At 50.6% G+C, this 25,311-nt stretch carries 23 protein-coding genes; all 23 read right to left on the bottom strand.

Annotation, left to right across the window (positions count from 1 at the left end; genetic code table 11):
* Positions 1 to 162: 162 nt before the first annotated feature.
* The gene (locus PHR44_04525; protein MDD4909928.1) at positions 163 to 510 is read right to left on the bottom strand and encodes a hypothetical protein; all 348 of its coding nucleotides are present in this window, start codon (positions 508 to 510) and stop codon (positions 163 to 165) included.
* A gap of 275 nt (positions 511 to 785) precedes the next feature.
* A complete protein-coding gene (gene dinB / locus PHR44_04520; protein MDD4909927.1) occupies positions 786 to 1,961 on the bottom strand; it encodes a DNA polymerase IV in 1,176 nt (391 codons plus the stop codon).
* Positions 1,961 to 3,157: a type II secretion system F family protein gene (locus tag PHR44_04515; GenBank protein ID MDD4909926.1), complete on the bottom strand. Its 1,197-nt coding sequence runs from the start codon at positions 3,155 to 3,157 to the stop codon at positions 1,961 to 1,963. Before PHR44_04515 ends, dinB begins: the two co-directional genes overlap by 1 nt.
* Positions 3,157 to 4,221 (bottom strand): HD domain-containing protein, encoded by a 1,065-nt coding sequence (locus PHR44_04510; protein ID MDD4909925.1) that lies wholly within the window; start codon positions 4,219 to 4,221, stop codon positions 3,157 to 3,159. Before PHR44_04510 ends, PHR44_04515 begins: the two co-directional genes overlap by 1 nt.
* A gap of 1 nt (position 4,222) precedes the next feature.
* On the bottom strand, positions 4,223 to 5,926 hold the full coding sequence (locus PHR44_04505; protein MDD4909924.1) for a GspE/PulE family protein: 1,704 nt from the start codon (positions 5,924 to 5,926) through the stop codon (positions 4,223 to 4,225).
* Entirely contained in the window at positions 5,923 to 7,650 is a 1,728-nt protein-coding gene (locus PHR44_04500) for an ATPase, T2SS/T4P/T4SS family (protein ID MDD4909923.1), read from the bottom strand. Before PHR44_04500 ends, PHR44_04505 begins: the two co-directional genes overlap by 4 nt.
* A complete protein-coding gene (locus PHR44_04495; GenBank protein MDD4909922.1) occupies positions 7,650 to 8,093 on the bottom strand; it encodes a hypothetical protein in 444 nt (147 codons plus the stop codon). The genes PHR44_04500 and PHR44_04495 overlap by 1 nt, the downstream gene beginning before the upstream one ends.
* Positions 8,075 to 8,959 (bottom strand): sensor domain-containing diguanylate cyclase, encoded by an 885-nt coding sequence (locus PHR44_04490; protein MDD4909921.1) that lies wholly within the window; start codon positions 8,957 to 8,959, stop codon positions 8,075 to 8,077. The genes PHR44_04495 and PHR44_04490 overlap by 19 nt, the downstream gene beginning before the upstream one ends.
* Positions 8,960 to 9,052: 93 nt before the next feature.
* Positions 9,053 to 10,765 (bottom strand): TIGR03960 family B12-binding radical SAM protein, encoded by a 1,713-nt coding sequence (locus PHR44_04485; protein ID MDD4909920.1) that lies wholly within the window; start codon positions 10,763 to 10,765, stop codon positions 9,053 to 9,055.
* Positions 10,765 to 11,862 (bottom strand): rod shape-determining protein RodA, encoded by a 1,098-nt coding sequence (rodA, locus tag PHR44_04480; GenBank protein ID MDD4909919.1) that lies wholly within the window; start codon positions 11,860 to 11,862, stop codon positions 10,765 to 10,767. The genes PHR44_04485 and rodA overlap by 1 nt, the downstream gene beginning before the upstream one ends.
* A complete protein-coding gene (gene mrdA / locus PHR44_04475) occupies positions 11,859 to 13,571 on the bottom strand; it encodes a penicillin-binding protein 2 (GenBank protein ID MDD4909918.1) in 1,713 nt (570 codons plus the stop codon). The genes rodA and mrdA overlap by 4 nt, the downstream gene beginning before the upstream one ends.
* Before the next feature lie 2 nt (positions 13,572 to 13,573).
* Positions 13,574 to 14,044: a rod shape-determining protein MreD gene (gene mreD, locus PHR44_04470; protein MDD4909917.1), complete on the bottom strand. Its 471-nt coding sequence runs from the start codon at positions 14,042 to 14,044 to the stop codon at positions 13,574 to 13,576.
* Positions 14,041 to 14,700, bottom strand: coding sequence for a rod shape-determining protein MreC (gene mreC / locus PHR44_04465; protein ID MDD4909916.1), 660 nt, complete (start codon positions 14,698 to 14,700; stop codon positions 14,041 to 14,043). The genes mreD and mreC overlap by 4 nt, the downstream gene beginning before the upstream one ends.
* Before the next feature lie 125 nt (positions 14,701 to 14,825).
* Entirely contained in the window at positions 14,826 to 15,896 is a 1,071-nt protein-coding gene (locus tag PHR44_04460; GenBank protein MDD4909915.1) for a rod shape-determining protein, read from the bottom strand.
* Between the two features lie 74 nt (positions 15,897 to 15,970).
* Complete coding sequence (gene aroA, locus PHR44_04455) at positions 15,971 to 17,233, bottom strand: 3-phosphoshikimate 1-carboxyvinyltransferase (GenBank protein MDD4909914.1); 1,263 nt, start codon at positions 17,231 to 17,233, stop codon at positions 15,971 to 15,973.
* 3 nt (positions 17,234 to 17,236) lie between these two features.
* On the bottom strand, positions 17,237 to 17,980 hold the full coding sequence (locus PHR44_04450) for a hypothetical protein (protein MDD4909913.1): 744 nt from the start codon (positions 17,978 to 17,980) through the stop codon (positions 17,237 to 17,239).
* A 164-nt stretch (positions 17,981 to 18,144) separates the two neighbouring features.
* On the bottom strand, positions 18,145 to 19,065 hold the full coding sequence (locus PHR44_04445; GenBank protein ID MDD4909912.1) for an RluA family pseudouridine synthase: 921 nt from the start codon (positions 19,063 to 19,065) through the stop codon (positions 18,145 to 18,147).
* Between the two features lie 247 nt (positions 19,066 to 19,312).
* Complete coding sequence (locus PHR44_04440) at positions 19,313 to 19,717, bottom strand: hypothetical protein (protein ID MDD4909911.1); 405 nt, start codon at positions 19,715 to 19,717, stop codon at positions 19,313 to 19,315.
* Between the two features lie 387 nt (positions 19,718 to 20,104).
* Positions 20,105 to 20,839: a prolipoprotein diacylglyceryl transferase gene (locus PHR44_04435; protein ID MDD4909910.1), complete on the bottom strand. Its 735-nt coding sequence runs from the start codon at positions 20,837 to 20,839 to the stop codon at positions 20,105 to 20,107.
* A 6-nt stretch (positions 20,840 to 20,845) separates the two neighbouring features.
* Positions 20,846 to 21,295 (bottom strand): signal peptidase II, encoded by a 450-nt coding sequence (gene lspA / locus PHR44_04430; protein ID MDD4909909.1) that lies wholly within the window; start codon positions 21,293 to 21,295, stop codon positions 20,846 to 20,848.
* On the bottom strand, positions 21,268 to 21,663 hold the full coding sequence (locus PHR44_04425) for a TraR/DksA C4-type zinc finger protein (GenBank protein ID MDD4909908.1): 396 nt from the start codon (positions 21,661 to 21,663) through the stop codon (positions 21,268 to 21,270). Before PHR44_04425 ends, lspA begins: the two co-directional genes overlap by 28 nt.
* 2 nt (positions 21,664 to 21,665) lie before the next feature.
* Entirely contained in the window at positions 21,666 to 24,449 is a 2,784-nt protein-coding gene (gene ileS / locus PHR44_04420) for an isoleucine--tRNA ligase (GenBank protein MDD4909907.1), read from the bottom strand.
* Complete coding sequence (gene mtnP / locus PHR44_04415) at positions 24,449 to 25,309, bottom strand: S-methyl-5'-thioadenosine phosphorylase (protein ID MDD4909906.1); 861 nt, start codon at positions 25,307 to 25,309, stop codon at positions 24,449 to 24,451. Before mtnP ends, ileS begins: the two co-directional genes overlap by 1 nt.
* Positions 25,310 to 25,311: the final 2 nt, after the last annotated feature.

Genomic DNA, 25,311 nt, shown 5'->3' with positions numbered 1-25,311 from the left:
TTTTAGTGGGGACAAATGTTAATATTCAATTAACCAATTACCAATGTCAAATGAATGTCCAATGTTTCAATGCCCAATATAACAATTTTATTGTTTTTTATTCGGTCATTGGATATTGGTCATTTATTTGTCATTGGGATTTGGTAATTGGTCATTGACGCACTACTTAGACGCCTCCTCCATCACCTCCATAAGCTCCTTCTCAAACCGATTCACGATCTCCTGTATCTCCGGTTGAGGAGAATCCCCCATGAAATCAGACGCCTTCAACGCCGCGATCTTGACGCGGTCTGCCTCGGTAAAAAGCGAAATGGTCAGCGGAAGTTTCAGTTCTTCGCACTGGGAAAACTTGTATATCCTGCATTCCTTTTTCAGATCAACGCCGTTCCTGGCAAGCTCCTCCCTTAAATTGTGGACCTGGAAACCGCCGACCATCCTTTTCTTTAACGCGCCCTCAAGAGCAAGCGCCGTGCTTTCAATATCCTTCTTTGATTCCACGGAGTAAAGCATAATACCTCCTCTATGTTCCCTCGCTTAAACAGGCCAAAATTTTCTTCGATAATTTTGGCCTAAGCTTCGGGGTTAATTCGGCCATACGACTTACGTCACTGACGTTCCGTAAGTCGTGGCCTCATTAAAAACGGCGGACATTATTGTCCGCCGTATCTATTCCAAACCGGAAAGCCGAATATCTTCATTTTGCACCTCGCTTTTAAAGGGTGCCTGACTGCCTTAATTATAGTGCCGGGACCTCTTGCCTGTCAAGGAAAAGTTCTAAGAAAACTTTACGTCTTTCCATTTACGCTGCTGGCGCGGCAGATGGAAACGGCTCCGAATTTTCCTCTGATCTTATCTATTGCTTTATGGATATCTTCCTTCTTGTTTTCGGCCGTGTCTTTAAACAGCCACTGCTCATCCGCGTCAGAGAAATTAGTGGCGCGCACGCCGACCAGCCGCACCTTCCTGTTTCTGATCTCAAAATCATCGTAGAGCTGCCCGATAACAGTAATAAGGTCTTCGGAGAAGTTTGTGGGGCTGCTGAATGTCTTTGAACGGGTATGGGTCTGAAAGCCCTCCAGGCGTATCTTCAAGGTGAGCGTCCGGCACTTGAAACCTTCTTCCCTGAGCCGGCCTGAGACAAGTTCGCATAGCCAGGCGAGTTCGCGTTTTATGCGGCTTTTATCCGCGGTGTCTTCGTCAAAGGTGGCCTCGTTGCTTATTGATCTGGCTTCCCGCTCTGTTATGACCTCGCTCGTATCTATGCCCCGCGCCATCTCCCAGAACCAGGCGCCATTCTTGCCGAATACGCTTATAAGTTCTGCTTTGCTTCTCCCGGCAAGATCATTGACTGTATATATGCCCATCTGATTCAGCGTCTCTTCTGTCTTTTTGCCTACACCCCAGAGAAGTCCTATATCAAGCGGCAGGAGAAAATCCAACAGCCCTTCCTTTGTCACTTCCAGCAGGCCATCGGGTTTCTTAAGGCCGGAGGCGATCTTTGCCGCCATTTTTGTCGGGGCAAGGCCTACTGAGGCGCTCAGCCCTGTTTCCTGTTTTATCCGCTGCTTTATCGCTATGCAGGTATTGAGGGGCGTCTTAAATCGCTGGAAGGTGTCTGTTATATCCAGAAACGCCTCATCAATGCTTACCGGCTCTATAGCTGGAGTAAATGCTTCAAGGATGGCGAAGATCTGCCGGGAAACGCGGATATACTTTTGCATATCCACGGGAAGAAAGGCCGCCTGAGGGCATTTACGGTAGGCGATTGAAATAGGCATCGCGGAGTGGATGCCGTGCTTTCTTGCCTCGTAGGAACAGGTTGAGACAACTCCTCTGCCCCTGCCGCCTTTCGGGTCGGCGCCCACGATAACGGGCTTTCCCTTAAGATCGGGGTTATCCCTCTGTTCTATGGCCGCGAAGAACGCGTCCATGTCTACATGGACGATGTGGCGGGTTGGCATTACTGCGCGATGAGCTGGGTGATCTTGAATATGGGCAGGAACAGGGATATCACTATGCCTCCTATGACTATTCCCAGAAAGGCAATGACCAACGGCTCAAGCAGGCTGGTCAGCCCGCTTACGGCGGCGTCAACCTGATCATCGTAGAAATCGGCTATCTTGGTAAGCATCTTTTCAAGTTCGCCTGTCTGCTCTCCCACGCCGATCATCCTCACAACCATAGGGGGGAACACGCCGCTGTTGGAAAGCGGCCCCGCGATCGGCTCGCCTTCGCGTATGGATTTACGCGCCGACAGCACCGCCTCCTCCACGACCTTGTTGCCGGCGATCCTGGCGACTATCTCAAGGGAATTCAATATCGGCACTCCGCTCTTCACCAGCGTGGCAAGGGTGCGGCTGAATTTCACCACGGCGACCTTTATTGCCAGCCTGCCGAAAACCGGCAGGGACAACATCCGCTTATCTACCGCGTATCTGCCCTTTTGTGTCGCGTAGTACTTCCTGAACAAAAAAAACGCTGCCGCCGCGGCTATGATCACGTAAAGGATGTTGTGGCGCAGCAGGTCGCTGGTAAAGATCAATATCTTTGTAGGCAAAGGCAGCTGGCCGCCGAGAATGTCAAATATCGCCTTGAACGTCGGCACCACCTTCAAGAGCAGGACAGCGGTGATGATCACCGCCATACTTATCACCACGGCAGGGTATATAAGGCTTGAGACTATTTTCCTGCGCAGCGCCGCGGACTTCTCTATGTATACCGCCAGGCGCTCCAATATCTCTTCCAGCATCCCCGATGCCTCGCCGGCCTGAACCATGCTCCTGAATATCTCAGGGAATATGCCGGCATGTTTTGCCAGCGCCTCGCTGAAACTGGAGCCCTCCTCTATATCCTGCCTCATCGATCCGATCACGGATTTAAACGACTTCTTTTCCGCCTGTTCCGACAAAATTGCCAGCGCCTGCACCAAAGATATGCCGCTTTCTATCATCGTGGCAAGCTGGCGGGAAAATACCACCAGGTCATCCGTGCTCACCGATTCTCTCCTGCTTCTCAACGCCTTCGCGGCGTCAAGTGAAATAACGGTGTAGCCCCTCTTGTGCAGAATATCGGCGGCATCCTGCACGGAACCCGCCTCGATCTCTCCGGACTTAACCGCGGAGCCGCTGTCTTTCGCTTTATAACGGAACACAGGCATCAGAATTTCTCCACGACTTTCAGGAACGCCTCTACTATGCGCGGGTCAAACTGCTTCCCTGAATTCTTGACTATCTCGGCAACCGCCTCTTCTTTAGTCAACGGCGACTTTCTATATGAACGGGCGGAAGTCATAGCGTCGTAAGAATCCGCGAGGCATACAATGCGCGCGCCCAAAGGTATCTCATCGCCCTTATGCTTGAAGGGATACCCTGTGCCGTCATAATGCTCGTGGTGCTCCCGCACGATCTCAACCACGTCGCCGAGGAACGTCAAGTGCTCAAGTATCTGAGCGCCCTTCATAGGATGCTCCTTCATCTGCTCCCATTCTTCAGGGGTGAGCTTTGTGGGCTTGCTTAATATATAATCCTGTATGCCGACCTTGCCTAAATCATGCAGCTCGCAGGCCTCTCTTACCGCCTCAACCTCCTGAGTGGACAGATGCATCGCTTCGGCTATCGCCGCCGCGTACCTGGCGACATTGGCTGAATGGCTTCCGGTGTAATGATCCCTGGTATCGATCGCCTGCGCCAGCGCCTTTATCGTGCGCAAATACGTATCCCGTAGATTTTCGTAAAGGCGCGACAGGTTCTTTGTGGACTCCTCAATGCGCTTGGTAAGAAGCGCGTTCTGCTTCTGCAGGGAGGTATTTTCCTCCGCGACGCGGCGCAGCACCTTGCTGTTTCTTACCGACAACCGGTTGAGCTCTATGCCCTTATCTATAATAAAAACGGCCTTCTCCGGATTTATGGGGCTTACCAGATAGTCATATATCTCCAGATTGGGCAGGGCAGCCGCTTTGCGGGAAGAATCTTTATCGCGCGATAAGATGACTGTGATGTCGGGGTTGGCCGCCTTCAACTCCTTTACTAATTTCAGGCCCTCCATACCAGGCATCCCTTCCTTGATTATCGCCAGATTGAAGGTCTCTAACTTGATCTTATTGACCGCCTCTTCGGCCCTGTCCGCCGTATCAACATCGTAGCCCTTGCCGGAAAGCATATCCCTGATGTAATTCATAAATACCCTGTCGTTATCCACTATCAGTATTTTACCCTCTGTCATATCATTCCTCTGAAGTTATGCGCAGCGCTTCATCCAATGTAGTCAACCCGTTCTTCACCTTTAATAACGCGTCATCCCTTAATGTCTTCATCCCCATCTTATCTATCGCGTATTTCCTTATCTCATCCGTGGGCACGCGCCTTATTATCATCTCTCTTACCGCGTCGTCAATCATAAGCACTTCCAATACGCCCATTCTACCATAAAATCCCGTATCATTGCAATTATTACAACCCTTGCCTTTGTAAAATACAGTCTTCGCGTCGATCTTCATCCGCGCGAGCAGGTCCCCGGGTATCTTCTGTTCCTCTTTGCAGTAATCGCATATTTTCCTGCATAGGCGCTGGGCGCAGACCATGATCACGCTGGAGGCCACAAGGAACGCCTCAATGCCCATATCTATCATGCGCGTTATGCTGGATACCGAATCGTTTGTATGCAGCGTGGAGAAAACCATCTGGCCGGTCAATGAGGCCTTTATGGCGATATCAAGCGTTTCGGAGTCCCTGATCTCGCCCACCATTATCGTATCGGGGCTCTGCCTTAGGATAGCCCTTAAACCCGAAGCGAAATTAAGCCCTATGTCGGGGTTTGCCTGCACCTGCGTGATGCCTTCTATCTGATATTCCACCGGGTCTTCAATGGTGACTATGTTTCTCTCTATGGTATTCAACTGATTCAATATGGAATACAAGGTTGTGGATTTGCCGCTTCCGGTAGGGCCCGTGATCAGGATCATGCCGTATGGCCTGGAGACCGCCTCTCTGAACAACCTCAGCGGCTCGGGGGAAAACCCCAATTCATCAAGGCCTATGGAAAGATTGGTCTTATCCAGGGCCCTGAGCACAAACTTCTGGCCGAACGCGGTCGGCAGGGCGGAGACCCGGAAATCAACCTCTTTATTCGTGAACCTGACTTTAAACCTGCCGTCCTGAGGCAGGCGTGATTCGGTTATATCAAGCATGGAAACGATCTTAAGCCGGGCGAGCACGGCGTTCTGATTTTTTTTGGGGACCCTGAATATGTCATGGAGCAGGCCGTCAATGCGGTATCTCACCCTGAGGCAATCCTCCTCCGGTTCAAAATGAATATCTGAAGAACGCTTCTTTAACGCGTCGCTTAAGACAAATTCAACTAATTTTACTATCGGCGGCAGGCGGCTTGCCTCAAGCAATTCCCCTAATTCAATGGTGCCCTCCCCTTCTCCCGTCCCCTCCGCGCCCGCATCTCCGGCATACCCGCCTTTTATTATATCCGCCATTTCTCCGGAGGGCCGGTGGTACTGCGCGTCTATGGCGCGCAAAATATCCGGCTCCGATGAGATCACCACGTCGATCTGCATGCCGGTCAACGCCTTCAGGTCATCCAGCGCGAACACATTCAGCGGGTCGGACATGGCGACTGTCATCGTATTGCCGATCCTGGAGATGGGTATAAGCCGATACTGGCGCGCGAGGCGTTCAGGCACGACGGAAACCAGCGAAGAATCGATCCTGTATCTGCTCAGGTGTATCGTAGGGATAAACAGCTGGCGCGAGAGGATCAGCAATAAGTCCTCTTCGCTTATGATGCCCTCGTCTATCAATACCTTCTTTAACGGCTTTCCTTCCTTTTTATGGATATCCAGCACCCTGTCTATCTGCTGTTTTGCCACGGCCTTGGACTCTATCAACACCTGTATCAACCTGTCTTTAAGCGTTGTCATGGATTTCCCCTGCCCTGGTCCCCGGCGGTCACCCTTAAGACCTCTTCAATACTGGTTATGCCCGCGGCTGCCAGGCGCATACCGTCTTCTCTCAAGGTATGCATTCCCTCTTTTCTGGCCAATCCTTTTATGTCGTCTTCCTTTGCCCTCTTTGATATCAGGCCGCGTATCCCGGGCGTAAGCATCATGATCTCCGCTATAGCTATCCTGCCGCTGTAGCCGCTGTTAAAACAATCCTTGCACCCCTTGCCTTTGACAAAATCATATTTTTTGACATCCAGCTCCGCAAGCCCGATGGCCTTCGCGACATCCTTCTTAAGTTCGTATTTCTCTTTGCAGGAGCGGCAGACGACCCTGACCAGCCTCTGCGCCATTACGCATATAAGCGAAGACGTTAAAAGGAACGGTTCAACCCCCATATTTATAAGCCGCACTATCGCGCCCTGGGCAGTGGTGGTGTGAAGAGTGGAAAGCACCAGGTGGCCGGTCAGAGCGCTTTTGATCGCTATGTCCACCGTATCAAAATCCCTTATTTCGCCTATCATTATAACGTCCGGGTCCTGCCTTAATATAGCCCTCAATGACGCGGCAAATGTAAGCCCTATATCCGGCCTTATGCTGACCTGGTTCACCCCTTCCAGTTGATACTCCACAGGGTCTTCAACTGTAACAAGATTTTTCTCGGGAGAGTCCACATATTTAAGAATAGAATAAAGCGTGGTGGTCTTGCCGCAGCCGGTAGGGCCGCAGACAAGTATCATACCGTGAGGCCTTGATGCCGCGTCTTTCAAAGACGCCATGGCTGTATCGTCAAGCCCCAATTTCTCCATGTCAAAGGACGCGGAAGACCTGTCCAGTATCCTTAACGCCACTTTCTCTCCGAAACTGGAAGGCATGACAGACACCCTGAAGTCAACATCCCTGCCGGACATCTTTAACTTGAAGCGCCCGTCCTGAGGCAGCCGGTGCTCGGCAATGTTCAGATCGGACATTACCTTTATCCTGGAAACCAGAGAGGCATGCATTGTTTTAGGCGGTGATTTATACTGCTGGAGCACGCCGTCAATACGGAAACGTATGCGCAGATCGTGCTCCAGCGGCTCTATAAGGACATCAGAGGATTTCAGGCGCAGCGCCTCATCCAGGATAAGATTGGTGATCTTTATGACCGGCGCTTCGCGGGTAAGGCGGCTGAGTTCCTGCGCGCTCAACTCTTCTTTCTTCTCGCTTACCAGTTCTATCTTTGTATCTTCAATACCCTTGACTATGTCCCGGATCACATCCTTCGCGGCGGAACTATAGACACTGTCTAATGCCGCCTGTATCGCCTTGGGTTCCGCCACGATAGGGTTTATCGTATAACCGGTAAGCGCCTTTATGTCGTCGATCGCGAATATATTCAACGGGTCGGCCATGGCTACGGTAAGCGTATCCGCCGTTTTGGAAATGGGCAGGACCTGGTAATGCCTGGCTACGTCCCGCGGTATCATCTTGGCGACTTCCGCGTCTATCCTGAATCTTTTCAGGTCTATGGGGGGCATGCCCAAACCCTGGCTCAGCGCCATCATCAGATCGTCCTCTTTAATGAACTTTTGCCTGACCAGGATATCCGAAAGGCCGCCTCCGCTTTTCTTCTGGATCTCTAAGGCCTCCTTCAGGTCGGAATCCGTAAGAAGCTTATTCTTGATGAGTATGTCTGTGAGGATCTTGCGTAATGAAGACATTATTTTTTATAGTATTTATCGATCGCCTCTCTTACCGCCGAGGCAGTGCTGACAAATACCTGCACATTGCATCCGGAGATCATCTCTATGTCTTCTATGGCCTGGGTATTAAGGGGGTTTGTCATTGCCACCGTGAGATTGTCGCCTATTTTGTCTATGGGCATAACGGCATACTGCCTGGCCACCCTTTCAGGTATGGCATTGACTACTTCAGGGGCGATCTCGTAATTTGCCAGGGGCAGATAAGGAAAGCCGTATTGCGCGGTCAGGGCCTGGACTATGTCTTCTTCCCTGGCGTATCCCGATTCAACAAGGATCTCGCCGATGAGCCCGCCTTTTTCCTTCTGGACGCTAAGGGCCTTTTCTAACTGCTGGCTGCTTATAACACCCCTTTCAATAAGAAGCTCTCCCAGCTGTTTCTGGATTATTCTGCGAAAAGGCACTGGTTGCCTCCTTTGTTTCTTGCCCTGTCCAATGCTTCTTCCGCTTTATCTATCAGCTCCTTAGCGCTTGTGCCGTCCAGGGGGTTTTCAGAGATCCCAGCGCTTATAGTGATCCTTTGATGCTCGTCCTTTTCTCCCTTGAACGCGGACTCAACCTTCTTCCTGATGTACTCCGCCGCCTCCTGGCAGCTGCGTTTATTCTTTTCCGGCAGGACGACCGCGAATTGGTTGTCGCCGAACCTGGCAACTTTATCAATGCTGGAAACGCTGTCTTTAAACAAAGAGGCGGCCTTCTTCAGGACTGCCTCCACCGCTATATCGCCGAAACTCTTGTGGAAACTGCCGAAATTATCAACCTCTAAAATTATAAACCCGCAGGGGCGCTGATAGATAAGCGCCCTTTTGATCTCTTCATCCAGCTGCTGCCTTATATATTTCTCATTGAACAACCCGGTCAGAGGGTCCCTTATTTCAAGCTTGCTCACCTTCTGCAAGAGCCGGCTCAACTCATCCACATCTTTGCGTATCTCAGCGGTCAGGTGGTTGAGCGCCTGGCTGATATCGCCCACCTCATCCTTCTCTGATGATGGTATCTTGTGGTTATAGTCTCCGCCGGCCATTACCTTGGCGGCGGAGCTGACCCTGAATACCGAATCAACGATGTGCTTTATGATAAGGAACCCGAAGACCACCAGCGTGACCGTGATCAAAAAGATCAATACTGAATTAGTGAAATGCAGGGCGCTGTTGGGAAATATGTAATTCAACAGCATAAGCAAAGGTATTATGGACATAAGCGCGAAAGAGATCCTCATCTTGCGCTTAATGCCCATGGAATTAAAAGCCGAACCTCCAGACCCTTTCATATCCGTCACCCCCGTTTAATCGTTTTTACGCGCACGCGCTATTTTAATTATCTCAATCATCTACTTGCGTGTCAATATATTCCTGTGGATTTGTTACTCGCTGCTTCCCAGCGCCTCTCTGAATTCGCTCTTAAGCAGCTCCTTGCTTATCCCCACATCAATATGGTCCCAGGGCAATGCCTCATTCAGCATCCGCGGCCTTGACGCGTGGCCTTCCAGGTCCAGCCCGTTATCATTAAACGCCCTGTTCCAGGCATCAACATTCAGGAATTCATCCCAGCCGTCAAAACAGGCGCCGTACTGCCACGCCTTCATAATAACAGCTCCCAGATTCCTGCCGCCGCGGCACAACGCCGCCTCTATGACCGCGGAATCCGTATTGTGAAAGCTTAACTTTATCCTTGATGAGCGCCTGGCGATACAGCCGCGCAAATACCGCTGTTTTGAAATGATCGAATCCTTGCCCTCCATAGCCAGCCATTGAAAAGGTGTATGCGGCTTAGGTATAAAAGTCGCGACGCTTAAATGCACATCGGCCGGCCCCCCGCGGGCCTTTCGCCTTAATTCTGAGATCTCCTTCGCCAGATCGGCAATGCCGTCCAGGTCCGCCTCGGATTCGGTAGGCAGGCCGATCATAAAATACAATTTGATATGCCGGTATCCCGCTTTATATGCCGATTCAGCCACGCTGAATAAGTCCTCTATCTTAAGATCCTTGCCGATGATCCCGCGCAGCCTCTCTGTCCCCGCCTCAGGGGCAAAGGTCAAGGTGGCCTTTCTCGCCAAAGATAACTCAAGCGGTATGCCCTTGAGAAAATCCTTTGCCTTCAAAGAGGGCAATGATATATTCACCCCCGTATCTTTGAATTCTTCGGACAATGACTGTATGAATCGCGCCAGTCCGGGAAGATCTCCCACCGAAAGCCCCAAAAGTGAAAATTCTTCGTATCCTGAAGAACGGAGCGCCGCCCTCACCTGAGAACGCGCCGTATCTACATTCTTCACTCTATAGGGATAATACTGCGCCCTGCCCTGGCAGAAACGGCAGCGGTTACCGCAGCCGCGCATTACCTCAACACAGACCCTGTCGTGGACTATCTGCAGATAAGGAACAAGCCATTGCTCGGGAAAAGGCGCGCTATCAAGATCGCTAAGCACGCGCTTCTTAACGGAAAAGGGGCCTTCTTTGCGTATAGAAGGCACATACACGCCTTCAATATCCGACAGGCAGCGCAATAATTCATCGCGCGAACGCGTTCTCCCCTTCTGCCTTTCGTATTCACGGACCAGTTCCAGGATCACTTCTTCACCTTCGCCGACTATAAAGGCGTCAATAAAATCGGCTAAGGGTTCGGGGTTCAAGGATGCCTGCCCGCCGGCAATGACCAAAGGGCCGCCTTCATTCCTGTCCGCGGATAAAAGCGGTATGCCCGCGAGAGACAACATCGTAAGCACATTGGTAAAGCCAAGTTCATACGATATGGAAAAGCCGACTATGTCAAATTCTTTCAATGGCAGGGCTGATTCCAGGGAACACAGGTACGGGCTCTCGGATAGTTTTTCCCTGATCGCCTTGCGCATATCGTGCCAGGGGCAGAAGCATCTTTCGCACGATACGCCATCCTGCCTGTTCAGCAGATCGTATAAAACGCGCAGCCCCAGGTTGCTCATGCCGATCTCATATATATCAGGAAAACACAGCGCGAATTTTACATCGGCATCAGCGGTGTCCTTATGATGAACGTTCCATTCGCCGCCGATATACCTCGCCGGCCGCTGCACATTTAATAAATAATCATTTTCCATCAAAACACCGCTCTATTTTTACTTATATTAAACAATATCCCTAAACTGATGCAGTTGACCAGCAACGATGACCCGCCGTAGCTCATAAGCGGCAGGGTGATGCCGACTACGGGCGCGAACCCCGCGGTCATCGCTATATTTACCGCCACGTGCAGCGCCCATAAAGAAGTGATCCCGTACGCCAGGAACTTACCGAAGGGGTCGCTGTTTTTTTCCGCCACCTGAAGCCCGAACCTTATGATCAAAAAGTACAGCAGGATCAGCGCAGCCGACCCTAAAAACCCCCACTGTTCCGCGAAAGAGGCAAAGATGAAATCCGTATGGCTCTCCGGAAGGAATTTCAACTGGCTCTGCGTGCTGCCGAGCAGCCCCTTGCCGAAAAGGACCCCTGAGCCGATCGCGATCTTTGACTGGATTATGGTATAACCGGCGCCCAAAGGGTCTATATTGGGATTAATAAATACCAGCAGCCTGTCTTTCTGATAATCCTTAAGCAAATGCCAGCCCAAAGGCAAAGATAAAAGCAGCGCGCCGGTAAACATCGCCAGGTATCTAAGCTTGACACCGGTTATGAACATCATGACTATGACTATGACGAAATACACGATCGCCGTGCCCAGGTCCGGCTGAATAAAGATCAGGGCGATAGGCACGCAGATAGCCGAAAACGGCAGGATGAATGAATTGAACAGATTCTGCCGTTTCGCGTGAGTATCAAATGACGCCTTGCTGCCGAAGTAGCGAGATAAAAAGAGTATAACGGCGATCTTGGTGAATTCAGACGGCTGAAAACTGATCTCTCCGAAAGAAAACCATCTCTGGGCGCCCATGCGCGCGTCCCCCCTGAACAGGACAAGCACAAGCAAAAATACCGAGACGCCGAACAAGGGATAGGAAAAATCCCAAAGCCGTATATAATGAATATTGGAAAATATAACCATCGCCGCGATGCCGGCAAGCGCCCAATTGAGCTGTTTCAGGAAGATCTGTTTTTTCAGAAAATCCGCGTCCCTGTCTGTAATAGCGTAAAGAGTAAGCAGGCCCAAAAGCATGATCACGACTACGGCAAACAGCGTCCTGGCAGCCAGATATCTCATAGCAGCCCCTCTTTCGCGAACCTTTCCAGCAGCGTCCTGGCAAGCGCGCAGGCATATGTGCTTGATCCGGCATTCTCAAGGAATACGCAGAAGGCGGCCTTGGCGCCCTCTTGAGGGCTGTAACCCACAAACCAGGCGTGCGGCTGCCTGCTGCCGACCTGCGCTGTGCCGGTCTTGCCGGAAACAGTCAGTCCGGGTATGCCGGAAAGTATGGACGCTGTGCCTGATTCGGAATCAACGACCCCCTTTAATCCGCTGCGGATATACTTGATCGTCTCCTTCTTCAATGACAGAGGCGTTGATCTGCCGCGCGTAAACGCCTTCCCGTCCACCTCGCTTATAATGTATGGTTTTATCAGCCGCCCGCCGTTGGCTATGGCCGCGGTCATTACCGCCGCCTGAAGAGGCGTCATCATCAGATCTCCCTGCCCTATGGAAAGATTCACCGTATCTCCCGGATACCAGCCCTTAAACTGCCTCAATTTCTTCCACATGGGCGAAGGCAGGACGCCGGACGGCTCATAAGGCAGGTCTATGCCGCTGGGGCGGCCGATACCGAACTTGACGGCATACGCGGCTATGTTGTCGGCGCCGAGCAAAAGCCCGGTATTATAAAAAAACGTGTCGCATGAATGCGTGAGCGCCGCGATTATGTTCTGCCAACCATGCGTATCCCAACAGCCGAATTCCCGCGAACCGACTTGAAAATACCCGGGGCAGTTGAAGGAGGTATTCAGGCCTATCTTGTTCAACTCAAGCGCGGCAGCAGCCACTACGATCTTGAATATGGAACCCGGAGCGTATTGCCCGCCTATGGCGCGGTTTAAAAGCGGAGAACTGCGGCCGGTCAACGCCTCCTTTAATTGCGCCTTTAAGGAGCGTTTAATAAAAACATTGGGGTTAAAGTTGGGGAAGCTGGCCATTGCCAGGACCTCTCCCGTATTCGGCTCTATGACCACTATCGCCCCTTTATGCCCGGCCAGGACCTCTTCAACTATCTGCTGCATCTTAAGGTCTATGGTGAGCTTTACATCCTTGCCGTCGCGGGCATTTTTATAACCCAATAATCTTACGAATCTTCCCCTATGGTCAACCTCTATCTGTTTTCCGCCGTCAACAGCGCCTAAGAATTTTTCGCACTGCTCCTCAACTCCGGAATAGCCGACTATGTCCTCCATCTCGTAACCGTAGGCCTTGAGCTTCATGAAGCGGCTGCGGTCGATATAGCCCAGGTAACCGATAGCGTGAGCGGCCGCGCTGCCAAAAGGGTAATGCCTCCTGGGCAGCGCCTGTATCTCTATGCCGGGAAGCTCAAAGCCCGCCTCCTTTAAGAGCATCATCGTTGACTGCGGTATGTCTTCCTTGATAGTAATGGGGGCGAAAGGCGCGGTAAAATCCTTCTTTATTATGCCCTTGATATTCTCGGCGGTCGTGCCGATCAGGGAGGCAAGTTTGGGTATTGACCTTTCCTTGTCGGTCAACTCCTGCGGCAGGGCTACGACATCAAAAGAAAGATAGTTGTCCACGACAACGATCCCGTTCCTGTCAATGATCCTGCCCCTGGCGCCCTTCTGCGGTATGACCCTTATGCAGTTCCTCTTGCTTAAATTAGTATAATAACCGCCCCTTAATATCTGCGTGTAAAAGATCCCCAGCAGCAGGAAGGAAAACACGGCTGCCGCGGATATGTGCAATATTCTTTCGCGCATATTCAGGACGGGTTAACGGAAAACCCGCGTAAAAACTTGAAAATGAGGACCGCGGCTATCGTAGTATAAACCGCGGAAACAAAAGAAACACTTAAAAACGCGGGTAAACTTAACTGCCGGAATAAATAGGCGTAATTGACCAGAGAATTGAACAGAGCGCAGGCGAACACGATCGGGATGTAATTGCTCTGCGAATCAAAATACATCCCCTTGTTCAAAATGGTGACAGTCACGGATATGAGGCAAAAGGAAAAGATATTCAGCCCGAACGCGGCATAGCTCAAAGAATCCTTTAGCAGCCCGCAAAGCAAGGCAAATATGAACGGCCAGTATCCGCAGGTATTCAAGACGGCAAAGACCGAAACACCAAGCAGGAGGTCCGGCTTAAAGGAGAACAGCCGGAAAGAATCCAGTATATTCGCCTGCAGAAAAGCAAGCAGGAGAATGATCAGTATTAAACCGGGCTTTTTCACTCCACCATCACCAACACCTCTTCCAGCCGGGAAAACTCAACTGCCGGCCTGATAACGGCGTAAATGCTTAAGCCGCCGAATTCACTGCCGGCCTCTATTATATTGCCCACCGCTATGCCTTTGGGATAATTTTGCGTCATACCGGAAGTGATGACCGCGTCGCCTTCCTGCAGGTCGGAACCCTTGCTGACATAACGCATGATCAGCATGCCGCGCAGATTCCCCGAGACGACCGCCTGCATCCTTGTCCTCTGCACGATAGTGGACACCGAAAGCCGCGGGTCGGTTATAAGCAGGACCCTGCTTGACTTTTTATAGACCTCCGCTATCCTGCCGACCAGGCCCTGGCTGTTAAGCACGACCATGCCCCGCTTCAGCCGGCGGTCCAGGCCCCTGTCAATTACGACACTGTAGGAATAATTAGAGGCGTCTTTGGATATAACGCGCGCGGCCAGCATCTTCGGCTTTATGCTGAGCTTCAGATCAAGCAGCCGTTTGAGCCGGTCATTCTCCATGGCCGCCTCATTCTTGAGAGACGCCTCATTTTTCAGGCGCCCCAATTCATCCCTTAATCTTATATTCTCTTTATAGTTGAGGTGAAACCTGAGAAGCGCCTTGAATTCTCTGCTGATAAGGTCTGCCGCGGTTAACGGCAATCTGATAATGTTATTTACCTGCGCTCTAACGGATATGATGAATAAGGCGAGGAGTGCGGAACAAAGGATTACAGCAATAAATTTTGAGGGGGTTTTCTGTCGTGATCCAAACACATCTTAAGGCGTTATAACTCTGACTTGGAGCGGACGGTCACTTCCTTCAAATAACGCAGTTCGGTCAAAACCTTGCCCGTTCCCAGAGCCACCGCGGTGAGCGGGTCGTCAGCGACATGAACAGGCAGGCCTGTCTCATCCGCGATCAATCTATCAAGGCCGCGAAGCAGCGACCCGCCGCCGGCCATAACTATGCCGTGCTCTATCAGATCGGCCGACAATTCGGGGGGCGTTCTTTCAAGGGCGACCTTAGCCGCCTCAAGTATCGCCCTGACCGGCTCCTGCAAGGCGTCTCTGATCTCTTCAGAGGTTATATTTATGGTCTTGGGCAGCCCTGCTACCAGGTCCCTGCCCTTGACTTCCATGGTCAATTCTTCGTCAAGCGCGTATGCGGAACCGATCTTTATCTTGATATTCTCCGCGGTGCGCTCGCCCGTCATAACATTATATGTCTTCTTGAGATATTCGGTAATGGCAAGGTCCATTTCATCCCCGCCTATCCTTATTGATTTTGAGAACACGATGCCTTTTAAGGAAATGACCGCGATCTCGGTGGTGCCGCCGCCGATATCTATTATCATATTGGCTATCGGTTCCTGTATGGGCATACCCACGCCTATGGCCGCCGCGACCGGCTCCTCTACCAGATAGACCTCCCTGGCGCCCGCCCTCTCAGCCGAATCCTTGACCGCTCTTTTTTCAACCTCAGTAATGCCGGAAGGGATGGCTATTACCATCCTCGGCCTCACCAGCACCTTCCTGTGGTGCACCTTCTTTATGAAATGCCTTAACATCGCCTCGGTGATCTCAAAATCAGCGATGACGCCGTCTTTCATCGGCCTTATTGCCGTTATATTGCCGGGCGTGCGGCCGAGCATCCTCTTGGCCTCTTCGCCGACCGCCTTTACCTTCCTGTTTATCCTGTCTATGGCCACAACCGACGGCTCGCATAACACAACGCCTTCGCCCTTGACATAGACAAGGGTCGTAGCCGTGCCCAGGTCAATACCTAAGTCGTTTGAAAACAACCCCAGAATATAATTGATGGCCTTACCGAGGATATTCTTTAATTTGACCCGCATGGGATTTCTCCTGTTTCTATTGATTATGTTTCAGAAACCATAATATAACAGAAGTAAAACTCCCTGTCAACACATTAGTTATATGTTAACAGGCCCTTGAGAACAGGCAGGAACCCGGGAAACGACTTATTAACGCATTTGATATCATCAATGGCAGAGGCGCCTCCCGCGGCGCATATGCCCGCTATTATCATACTCATCGCGGTGCGATGGTCCGTGAAACTCTTGAGCCCGGCCGCCGCGCGAAGCCGGGCGCCGCCCTTGATTATGAGGGTATCGCCTGCCGACTTTACCGACGCGCCCATCTTACTGAGATTATATATCATGGACCTGATCCTGTCTGTCTCTTTTACCCGCAGCTCTCCCACTCCCTGTATGACGGTGGCGCCTTCGGCAAAACAGGCGCATACCATCAAGATCGGAAGCTCATCTATTAAGAAAGGTATTTCTCTTTTTTTCACTACGATGCTTTTCAGGCGCTGTGCCGGCCTTACTTCTATATTTCCTGCCGGCTCCCACTTCTTTCCGGACGCGTCCGGCTTTATATCTATGCGGGCGCCCATGCGCTTAAGCGCCCTGATAAAACCCATACGGGTGGGATTGATTGAAACATTTTTTATAACCATCCTTGAGCCCTTTAATATAGCCGCTGCCGCGATAAAAAAAGCGGCAGAAGAAATATCGCCCGGTATAGCCAGGTTCCCAGGGGACTTAAGCGCCTTTGCCCTGCCCTTGAATAGCCGAAGCATGCGTTCGGTATGGTCGCGGCTCTTATTAACCCCTTCAACTACCGTTGTCCTCTTATCAGCGTATAACCCCGCGAGTAGTATGGCGGATTTCACCTGCGCGCTGGCAATAGGCATCCTGTACCTTATCCCCGAAAGCGGGCTGCCAAAGATCTTTATCGGCAGGCGCTTTCTATTGGAGAACCTCGCGCCCATCATCTCCAAAGGCGCGACAACCCTCTCCATAGGCCTTTTCCTTAAAAAGCCGGAACCGTCAAGCAGAGAATCAAACCTCTGGGCAGCAAGCAGTCCCAGCATAAGGCGCGCGGTCGTGCCTGACTCCCCCGCGTACAGCGTGCCCCGGGGCCGGCTTAAACCCCAAAGCCCTTTTCCATAGACAGCAAGGGCCCTGCCCTTAAGGCGTATTTTCACACCTAAACGGCTGAGTATCTCTTTTGTCCTGGCACAATCATAATTGAAGGAAAAATTGGAGATCCTGGTTACGCCCTTTGCAATCGCGCTGAACATAAGGGCTCGGTGGGAAATTGACTTGTCTCCGGGCAGGAATATACTTCCCTGAATTGACGCGGCTGGCCTGATCGTGAAAGACATCTATTATTGCTTTCTTACTGCGGTATCCCCTTCCTTGACGCGGTCTTTCATTCCTTCTGAAAGCATATTCGCGGCGGACATTGATTCGTGTACCTTCTCTATCTTGATATCTCCTAGAAGCCGGTTGTCCCTGTAAAGCGATAAGACCTCTCCTGCCTTGATCCCATCCTCTACGCCTAAATCTATGACCACGAAGTTGTATTCCCTGTTGACTACCAGCACCTTACCGCTATTGCCGGTTTCTCCGGCAGAAGGCGGCATGTTGTCTCCCGCGGCAGGCGCGGGCTCACCTTCAGCAGGAGGCTGCTGCTGGGGTTCTCCGGTAGGAGATGCTACCACTATTTTGCCTAATTCTATGCCTGAAACGCTTTGCTGCTGATTCACCTGCTCCTGAAGGCGCGCCTTCTCATCCTCTAAATTCTTGATCTGCTGCGTGAAACCGTCTATCTGGCTTCTCGCCTCTCCAAGCTGCCTGTCCAGGTCATCCTTTAATTGGCGATTACTCTCCAGCTCCTGCCTGATCTGTTCCATCTCAGCCATTGTCCTATCCCTGTTGGCCAGCTCATTATCCAGTTCCTGCTTGATAGACGCCATCTGCTCTTCGGCAACGCCCAGCTGCTGCCTTAGATCATCGGCCTGCTGCCTCGTTTTTTCAAGGTTGTCTTCTGCCATCCGGTATTTCACTTCCAGATCCTGCAGTTTTTCTTCGGCTGCCGCCCTTAAACCCTTTTCTTTTTGAAAGAGCATAACACCAGCGCCCGCAACGGATAAAGCCAAAATCAATAGTATTATTAATGAGATGATCGCTACCGACCCTTTTTGGGTGGAAAACATGTACGCACCTCCCTATCAAGGAATACGTTTTTATTTATATCATTACGGATTATAGCATCCATCTGTCAAAAAGCAAGTTATTTGTTAATAAATTGCGAGAATTCTTCCGGCAGCGCTGAATCAAATTCTAAAAATTCGCCTGTGCGCGGATGGTTGAATCCGATATATCTCGCGTGGAGCATAAGGCGTATCCCCGTATTATGGCTGCCGTATTTTTTGTCGCCCAATACGGGATGCCCCATATGCGCCAGATGGACGCGTATCTGGTGGGTCCTGCCTGTTTTCGGCGAGATCTCCAGGACACTGTAAGAGGCGGTCCTTTTTAATGTGCGGTAACGGGTCTGCGCGGGCCGCGTATTATCCAGAAAACCCGCCTTCATTTTCCTGAAATTGTTTTTATCCCTGCCTATCGGCAGATCGATGAGCCCCTCATCAAACTCAACCTTACCGCCCACAACAGCGACGTATTTTCTGGAGATCGTATGCCTGGAGAACTGCCTGGCAAGGGCGATATGGGCGTTATCGTTCCTGGCGGCAAGCATGACTCCTGAGGTCTCTTTGTCCAACCGATGCACAATGCCCGGCCTTAAAGGATTTATACGCGAAAGGCCGTCCGGGTATCTGAACAAAAGCGCGTTGACCAGCGTGCCTTCGTAATTTCCCGGAGCCGGATGCACGACCAGCCCTGACGGTTTGTTTATGACAATGACGTCCTTATCTTCATACATTATATTTAGCGGTATCTCCTCGGCAATAAGTTCCCTGGCCGGCTTGCCCGCGTAACTGATCTCTACGAGATCGGCGTTTTTAACTTTAAAGTGCGCCTTATGAGCAGTGCCTCCCACCTTGACCCTGCCCTCCTTCATCAGTTGCTGCACGTACTGGCGCGATGTCTCAATGCCCTCGCCTTTCAAGGCATCCAGGCAGAAAACATCTATCCTTTTGCCCGCGGAATCGGCATCAACCTTGAAACTGAATTGTTGTGTATTGTTTTCCATATCTATCCTATGAACCTGACCGTTTCCTCGCTCATATCGGTTTTGCCCGCCTTCGGCGGGCCGGCAAAGGTCTCTCGCAGCTCGGTGCTGCGGAACTCGCCCTTTTTGCTCTAGCAAAAAGGGCTCGGACAGTCCTCGCATTCCGACCCTTTGGGGTCGGAATTCCCTCGCTGCTCGAGCTGCTTTGCCTAAAACCTCAAATTCGCTCGAAAACGTTCAGGTTCATTTACAAGGCGCTAAAAGATCTTTATAGTTGATTAAGCCGGGTAGTGATAGCTTTGATGGCGCTATCGGGGTTTGCTCTTGTTCCCGCACCATACATATACACAGAAAATTGGTCTCCTTTTTTCCCAAGCTTAACATAAAGTTGATCGGTTCCACTCGGAGTTTTTAACGCAAAATATAATTGACCTCTCCAATTATTAAACTGTGATGGCTTTACTTCTGAAACGAGATGACTAAAGCCGTTATTTGCAGCTTCCTCAATCACGATTTCTTTTATTGTATCATACTGATTAACTATCAAGTCCTGTCGCAACATGAATCTTCCGCTACCCATAGTAGCACACCCTGAAACAAACATAAAAACCATTAACGATACAACCGATAACAAAACCACTTTGAATTTCAGAAGAAATATTTTTTTAAACATTATCACTCCTATTTTGAACTCCTAACATTTTACGTTGAACCATATTATACTACTTAGAAGCAGGCAAAACAAGGATAACAGGAGATGTATTCTACGGAACGGATAAGAAACTGTTTCCTATCTGAATAGGAAAGTGGGTAGTTACATTGCGGGCGAGGGGTTAAGTAGTTCTGATTGTCTCAGCGGGTGACGCCGAGACAGGTCCCCTATCCGCGCGCAGTCCTCCCGTCTGTTATGGAAAATGAGCACGGATAGGGTGGCTCGGCGGCAGGCCCCGCTGCCGCGAAACACAGACAATCCAGCCGCAAAAAGAGATTGCCCCTCGACTTCGCTCGGGACTCCCTTCGGTCGCTTCGCCCAGACAAATGCGGGGCTCGCAATGACGGACTATTTTTGTCGATTGAGTTTTATTGCGACTAATGCGATAAGGGATGCCAGAAATATGCCTGCGCATATCCACTGGAATATGCTGAGGCCAGCGAAAAACAGGCGCTCCTCCGCTCTTAGAAATTCGCTAAGAAATCTTTCGGCGGAAGCGAACAACAGATACAGGGAAAATAGAGAGCCGCGCTTGAGCATACGCCCCTGAAAAGACCTGAGCAGCAGAAAGATGACGAAGAGCGACAACGCGGAATAAAGCTGGACAGGGACCAGCCGCGCTCCATGAACCGGAAAATACACCCCATTATCGGAAGGATAACCGAAACAGCAGCCGTTCAGGAAACACCCTATCCTTCCCACTGCCTGAGCCAGAGCGATGTAGGGCGCCAGGAAATCAAGGTGCAAAAATACACCGGCCTTCTTTTTGCGCAAATAAAATACGCTGCCTGCCGCAGCGAAAAACAAGCCGCCGAACCAGCTCAAGCCGCCCCTGTTAAGCAAAAATATTTCAAACGGGTTGTCCCTGAACAAAGAAAAGTGCAGCGCCACATAAAATATCCGCGCGCCGAGCACTCCCGAAACAAGAAGCAGAAAACAGAGATTAGATAGAAGCTGCGGGTCTATGCCGTATTTCGGCGCCTGCCTTTTCGCCAGGAACAAGGCAAGCAGGAATCCGGCGACCACCATAAGGCCGTAGGAGTATACTGTGAACGGCCCGATTGTACAAATGACTGGGTGCATAAAGTTCTACGCTTTTTGCTTTCGTAAAAATGCGCTGATGAAAAGCCAGACAGCGCCGATGGTAATGGCGGAATCGGCGATATTGAATACGGGCCAGACGCGGAAATCAATGAAGTCGATCACGTAACCCAGGCGCGCCCTGTCTATAAGATTTCCTATGGCGCCGGCAAGGATCAGCAGCAGCGCCCAACGCCCGGATGCGCCGTCACGCCGAAGATTAAAGATTATAAAACAGACCGCCAGTATCCCTATCAGCACAAATACAGACGCCTGGTCCTTGAATATGCCGAATGCCGCGCCTGTGTTAAACACAAGCGTAAAATGCAGGATGTTTTTGATTATCGGTAAGGACTCGCCTGGCGAGAAACGGCTGCTGAAGTATAACTTCGTTGCCTGGTCAAGTAATAAAATGAAAGATAATAAAAGGATTATCTTTTTTCTCTTTCTTTCTGGCACTTTAGGCAAAGTTTTACGTAAGGTATGGCCTTAAGGCGGGTCTTGGGAATGATCTTCTCGCAATCCTCGCAGATACCGTAGGTGCCGTCTTTGATCTTTTTCAGGGCCTCATCTACTTCATACAGCAGCTGCCTCTCATTGGAGGCGATGCCCATTGAGAACTCGCGGTCATAGGTGTCCGTGGCAACATCCGCCATATGGTAAGTGTATCCCGAGATATCCCCGGAATTATCTTTTTGGGACTTCCTCAGCGTGTTTTCCGACATATGCCTTATGTCGTCAAGCATCTCTTCTTTTCTCTTTATGATCAGTTTCTTGAAATCATTCAATTGTTTCTTTGTCAGTTTCTTTGTCTGTCTCTTCTTCAATTTTATCCTCCCATTGCTTTCGCGCACCTCGCGCAGATGTACGGGCCCGCCTTTTCAGTTTCCGCCGGACGCGAATAATTCCAGCAGCGTTCGCACTTTATGCCGTCCGCCTTATCAACCTCAACGGCAAAATCCTTATCTAGATCGTCCTGCCGCTTGACCTCTACCTGCGAAACCTTGAAAATCTCGCAAAGGTCGCCTTCTAAACTTGATAGAAATGTATATCTTTCTTCGTTATTTGTCAACAGTTTAATTTTCGCGTCAAAGGAACTGCCGATGAGGCCCGCGGCGCGTTTTTCCTCTAATGCCTTCGCTACATAAGGCCTGCACAGCATAACGCCTGAATCAAAATCAGCCATTTCTTTTGTTATCTCAATATTTTCAGGTTGGGGGAGATCTAAAGCATGCACGCTGACCGCTGAAACATCTTTTTTCTCCTTGGGCATATTCTCCCAGATCTCTTCCGCGGTAAATGCCAGTATCGGCGCCATTAACCTTACTAAAATGCTTAATAGTTCATAGATCGCCGTCTGCGCCGCTCTCCTCTCTTTTGAATCAGGGGGATATGTCGTGTAAAGCCTCCCCTTTACCATATCCAGATAGCCCATAGAAAGGTCTTGATTACAAAAATCATAGATCAATTTATAAGCCTGATGAAAAACAAAAGAATCATACGCTTTCTCCGCGTTCTGTAATAAAACATTCGCTTCCCGTAATATCCACCGGTCGATATTTTTTAAATCATCTTCGCCGGCCTTATCCGTATCGGGGTTAAAATCATAGATGTTGCTCAATATAAACCTCACCGTATTCCTGATCTTACGATACCCTTCTGAAAGGCGGGTCAATATCTCTTTTGAAATACGGATATCTTCGTTATAATCGCTGGACGCCACCCACAGCCGCAGGATGTCCGCCCCGTAATTCTTGATGATATCCTGAGGCGCTATAACGTTGCCCTGCGACTTTGACATCTTCTTTCCTTCGCCGTCAACCACAAAGCCGTGCGTCAGCACCGCCTTAAACGGCGGATGGCCATCAATGCACATGGACGGGATCAAGGATGACTGGAACCATCCGCGATGCTGGTCAGACCCTTCCAGGTATAATTCAGCGGGGCTGCCGCCTAATTCTTCGCGCTTGTTCAGCACTGCCTGATGGCTGACCCCCGAATCAAACCAGACGTCCAATATATCGCTGCCTTTAGAAAAATCCGCCTTGCCGCAGCGCGGGCATTTCAGGCCTGCCGGTAAAAAGTCCTTTACGTCTCTCTGAAACCAGCAATCGCTTCCTTCTTCTTTTGTAAATTTGGCGAATTTTTCAATTACCGCCGGCTCTAAAAATTCTTCTTTGCAGCTATTACACGCCAGCGCTGGAATGGGTACGCCCCAATATCTCTGTCGGGACAGGCACCAGTCCGGGCGCAATTCTACCATGCCGGAGATCCTCTCCTTGCCTGACCCCGGGATCCATACGATATCTCTCTTTATCGTTTCCAGGAGCCGCTGCCGCAAGGTATCCTTAGCGCCTTCTTCCCGGAAATCAATATTTAAAAACCACTGCCGGGTCGCCCTGAAGATCACGGGATTCTTACAGCGCCAGCAATGCGGATAGGAATGCTGGATCTGCCCTGACCAAAGCAGGGCGCCCAAACCTTGCAGCTTCTCTAATATGGGCTTGTTCGCGTCATGGACGCTCAACCCCTTGAACTCTCCGGCGCCGGCATCAAAATTCCCTTTGCTGTCAACCGGCATGACTATATCCAATTTATATTTGATGCCGGTAAAATAATCTTCGTTGCCGTGGCCGGGCGCTGTATGCACCAGACCGCTTCCTTCTTCAGACGAAACATAATCCGCCAGCACCACACGGCCGTTTCTCAGCCCGAAAGGATGGACGTAATTCAGGCCCTCGAGGTCTTTGCCTTTTACTTCCTTAAGCACTTCGTACTTTTCTATGCCTGAAAGCGATAAAACGTTGGGCAGGAGGTCTTTGGCTATGATCAGATTTCCCTTGTCGGTCTTGACGTAATGATAAACGAACCGAGGATGGACCGCCACTGCCACATTGGCGATCAGCGTCCAGGGGGTCGTCGTCCAGATGACCAGATAACTTTCTTTGCCGAAATCCCCGGTCTCATCCAGCTTGAATTTGACAAATATGGACGGCGAGGTATGGTTTTCATATTCTACCTCCGCTTCGGCAAGAGCGGTTTCACATCTATAACACCAGTTCACCGGCTTTAAGCCGCGGTAAACATATCCCTTCTTGACCAGGGCGTTAAAGGAGCCGACTATGCTCTCTTCATAATCCTTATCCAGCGTCAGGTAAGGATGAGACCATTCGCCAAAGATCCCCAAGCGCCTGAATTCCTCTTTCTGGATAGCCACATATTTCAGGGCATAATCATAGGCCTTTTTTCTGAAATCAACCTGCGCGATCTGGTATTTATTGATCTTGAGCTCTTTGAATAACTGGTGCTCTACCGGCAGGCCGTGGCAGTCCCATCCCGGCACGTACGCCGAATTAAACCCGCGCATGGCCTTGTATTTTACGATAATATCTTTGAGGGTTTTATTCAGGGCGTGGCCGATATGGATGTTCCCGTTGGCATAAGGAGGGCCGTCATGAAGGATATATTTGCTCCCGGCGGCGGTTTTTCGCAGGATAAGCTTATAGATATCTTCTCCCTGCCATTTCCGCAGCAGGAGCGGCTCGCGATTAGGCAGGTCGGCCTTCATGGGGAAATCTGTCTTGGGAAGATTCAGAGTAGATTTATAGTCCATCACTTGATATATTTCCCGATGATCGGGGCCAACTGCCTTTTGACCTTTACCGGTATGGCCTTTCTGTCGGTCAGAATGGCGTATTGAAGCGCGCTCCCGCAGCCGCAATCGGAGCTTTGCGGCATATTCTTCACCGCTTGCTTTATTATATTCTTGGCATTGTCCACGTTCTTATTAAGATTGTTGATGATCATCTCAATGGTGACCTTATCATGTTCGGGATACCAGCAGTCATAGTCGGTTATAGCCGCCAGCGTAACATAGCAGATCTCCGCCTCTCTTGCCAGCCGCGCCTCAGCCATATTGGTCATACCTATTATATCCATTCCCCAGCTTCTATATAGATTGGATTCCGCGATAGTGGAAAACGCCGGGCCTTCCATATTCAGATATGTCTTGTCCTTGTGTATGGATATGCCCTCTGATCTGGCCGTCTTGTAAACGCTTTCCAACAGGTTGCGGCAGACCGGCTCCGCGAAGGATATATGGGCGACGATGCCGCCGCTGAAAAAGGTCATCTTGCGCGCCTGGTTTGTCCTGTCCACAAATTGTCCGGGAAGCACAAAGTCCAGAGGCCTGAGCTCTTCCCTTAAGCTGCCGCAGGCGGAGACGGAAATGATCCTGTCCACGCCCAGAACTTTCATGGCGAATATGTTCGCGCGGTAATTTATCTCGCTGGGCGAGATCCTGTGGCCTACTCCGTGCCGCGGCAGAAACACCACTTCCTTACCCTCAAGTTCTCCCAGAATAAAATTATCTGAAGGCGCGCCGAAAGGCGTATCAACCTCTTTTTCCCTTATATTCTTAATACCTTCTATTTTGTAAAGCCCGCTTCCTCCGATAATGCCGATCTTACCCATAT

Source organism: Candidatus Omnitrophota bacterium (assembly GCA_028707125.1).
In the GTDB taxonomy this organism is placed as follows: domain Bacteria; phylum Omnitrophota; class Gorgyraeia; order Gygaellales; family JAQTUX01; genus JAQTUX01.
This window is presented reverse-complemented; position numbering and strand designations above follow the sequence as displayed.

What these genes read in the sequence shown, in the direction of transcription:
- PHR44_04515 (MDD4909926.1), bottom strand. Translation starts at nt 3,157, where the DNA reads ATGCCTGTGTTCCGTTATAAAGCGAAAGACAGCGGCTCCGCGGTTAAG.
- PHR44_04440 (MDD4909911.1), bottom strand. Translation starts at nt 19,717, where the DNA reads ATGTTTAAAAAAATATTTCTTCTGAAATTCAAAGTGGTTTTGTTATCG.
- rodA (MDD4909919.1), bottom strand. Translation starts at nt 11,862, where the DNA reads ATGAGATATCTGGCTGCCAGGACGCTGTTTGCCGTAGTCGTGATCATG.
- ileS (MDD4909907.1), bottom strand. Translation starts at nt 24,449, where the DNA reads ATGGACTATAAATCTACTCTGAATCTTCCCAAGACAGATTTCCCCATG.
- PHR44_04445 (MDD4909912.1), bottom strand. Translation starts at nt 19,065, where the DNA reads ATGGAAAACAATACACAACAATTCAGTTTCAAGGTTGATGCCGATTCC.
- mtnP (MDD4909906.1), bottom strand. Translation starts at nt 25,309, where the DNA reads ATGGGTAAGATCGGCATTATCGGAGGAAGCGGGCTTTACAAAATAGAA.
- PHR44_04490 (MDD4909921.1), bottom strand. Translation starts at nt 8,959, where the DNA reads ATGAAAGGGTCTGGAGGTTCGGCTTTTAATTCCATGGGCATTAAGCGC.
- mrdA (MDD4909918.1), bottom strand. Translation starts at nt 13,571, where the DNA reads ATGCGCGAAAGAATATTGCACATATCCGCGGCAGCCGTGTTTTCCTTC.
- dinB (MDD4909927.1), bottom strand. Translation starts at nt 1,961, where the DNA reads ATGCCAACCCGCCACATCGTCCATGTAGACATGGACGCGTTCTTCGCG.
- PHR44_04435 (MDD4909910.1), bottom strand. Translation starts at nt 20,839, where the DNA reads ATGCACCCAGTCATTTGTACAATCGGGCCGTTCACAGTATACTCCTAC.
- PHR44_04460 (MDD4909915.1), bottom strand. Translation starts at nt 15,896, where the DNA reads ATGCGGGTCAAATTAAAGAATATCCTCGGTAAGGCCATCAATTATATT.
- PHR44_04525 (MDD4909928.1), bottom strand. Translation starts at nt 510, where the DNA reads ATGCTTTACTCCGTGGAATCAAAGAAGGATATTGAAAGCACGGCGCTT.
- PHR44_04510 (MDD4909925.1), bottom strand. Translation starts at nt 4,221, where the DNA reads ATGACAGAGGGTAAAATACTGATAGTGGATAACGACAGGGTATTTATG.
- PHR44_04485 (MDD4909920.1), bottom strand. Translation starts at nt 10,765, where the DNA reads ATGGAAAATGATTATTTATTAAATGTGCAGCGGCCGGCGAGGTATATC.
- PHR44_04450 (MDD4909913.1), bottom strand. Translation starts at nt 17,980, where the DNA reads ATGCTCTTTCAAAAAGAAAAGGGTTTAAGGGCGGCAGCCGAAGAAAAA.
- PHR44_04505 (MDD4909924.1), bottom strand. Translation starts at nt 5,926, where the DNA reads ATGACAACGCTTAAAGACAGGTTGATACAGGTGTTGATAGAGTCCAAG.
- aroA (MDD4909914.1), bottom strand. Translation starts at nt 17,233, where the DNA reads ATGTCTTTCACGATCAGGCCAGCCGCGTCAATTCAGGGAAGTATATTC.
- PHR44_04500 (MDD4909923.1), bottom strand. Translation starts at nt 7,650, where the DNA reads ATGTCTTCATTACGCAAGATCCTCACAGACATACTCATCAAGAATAAG.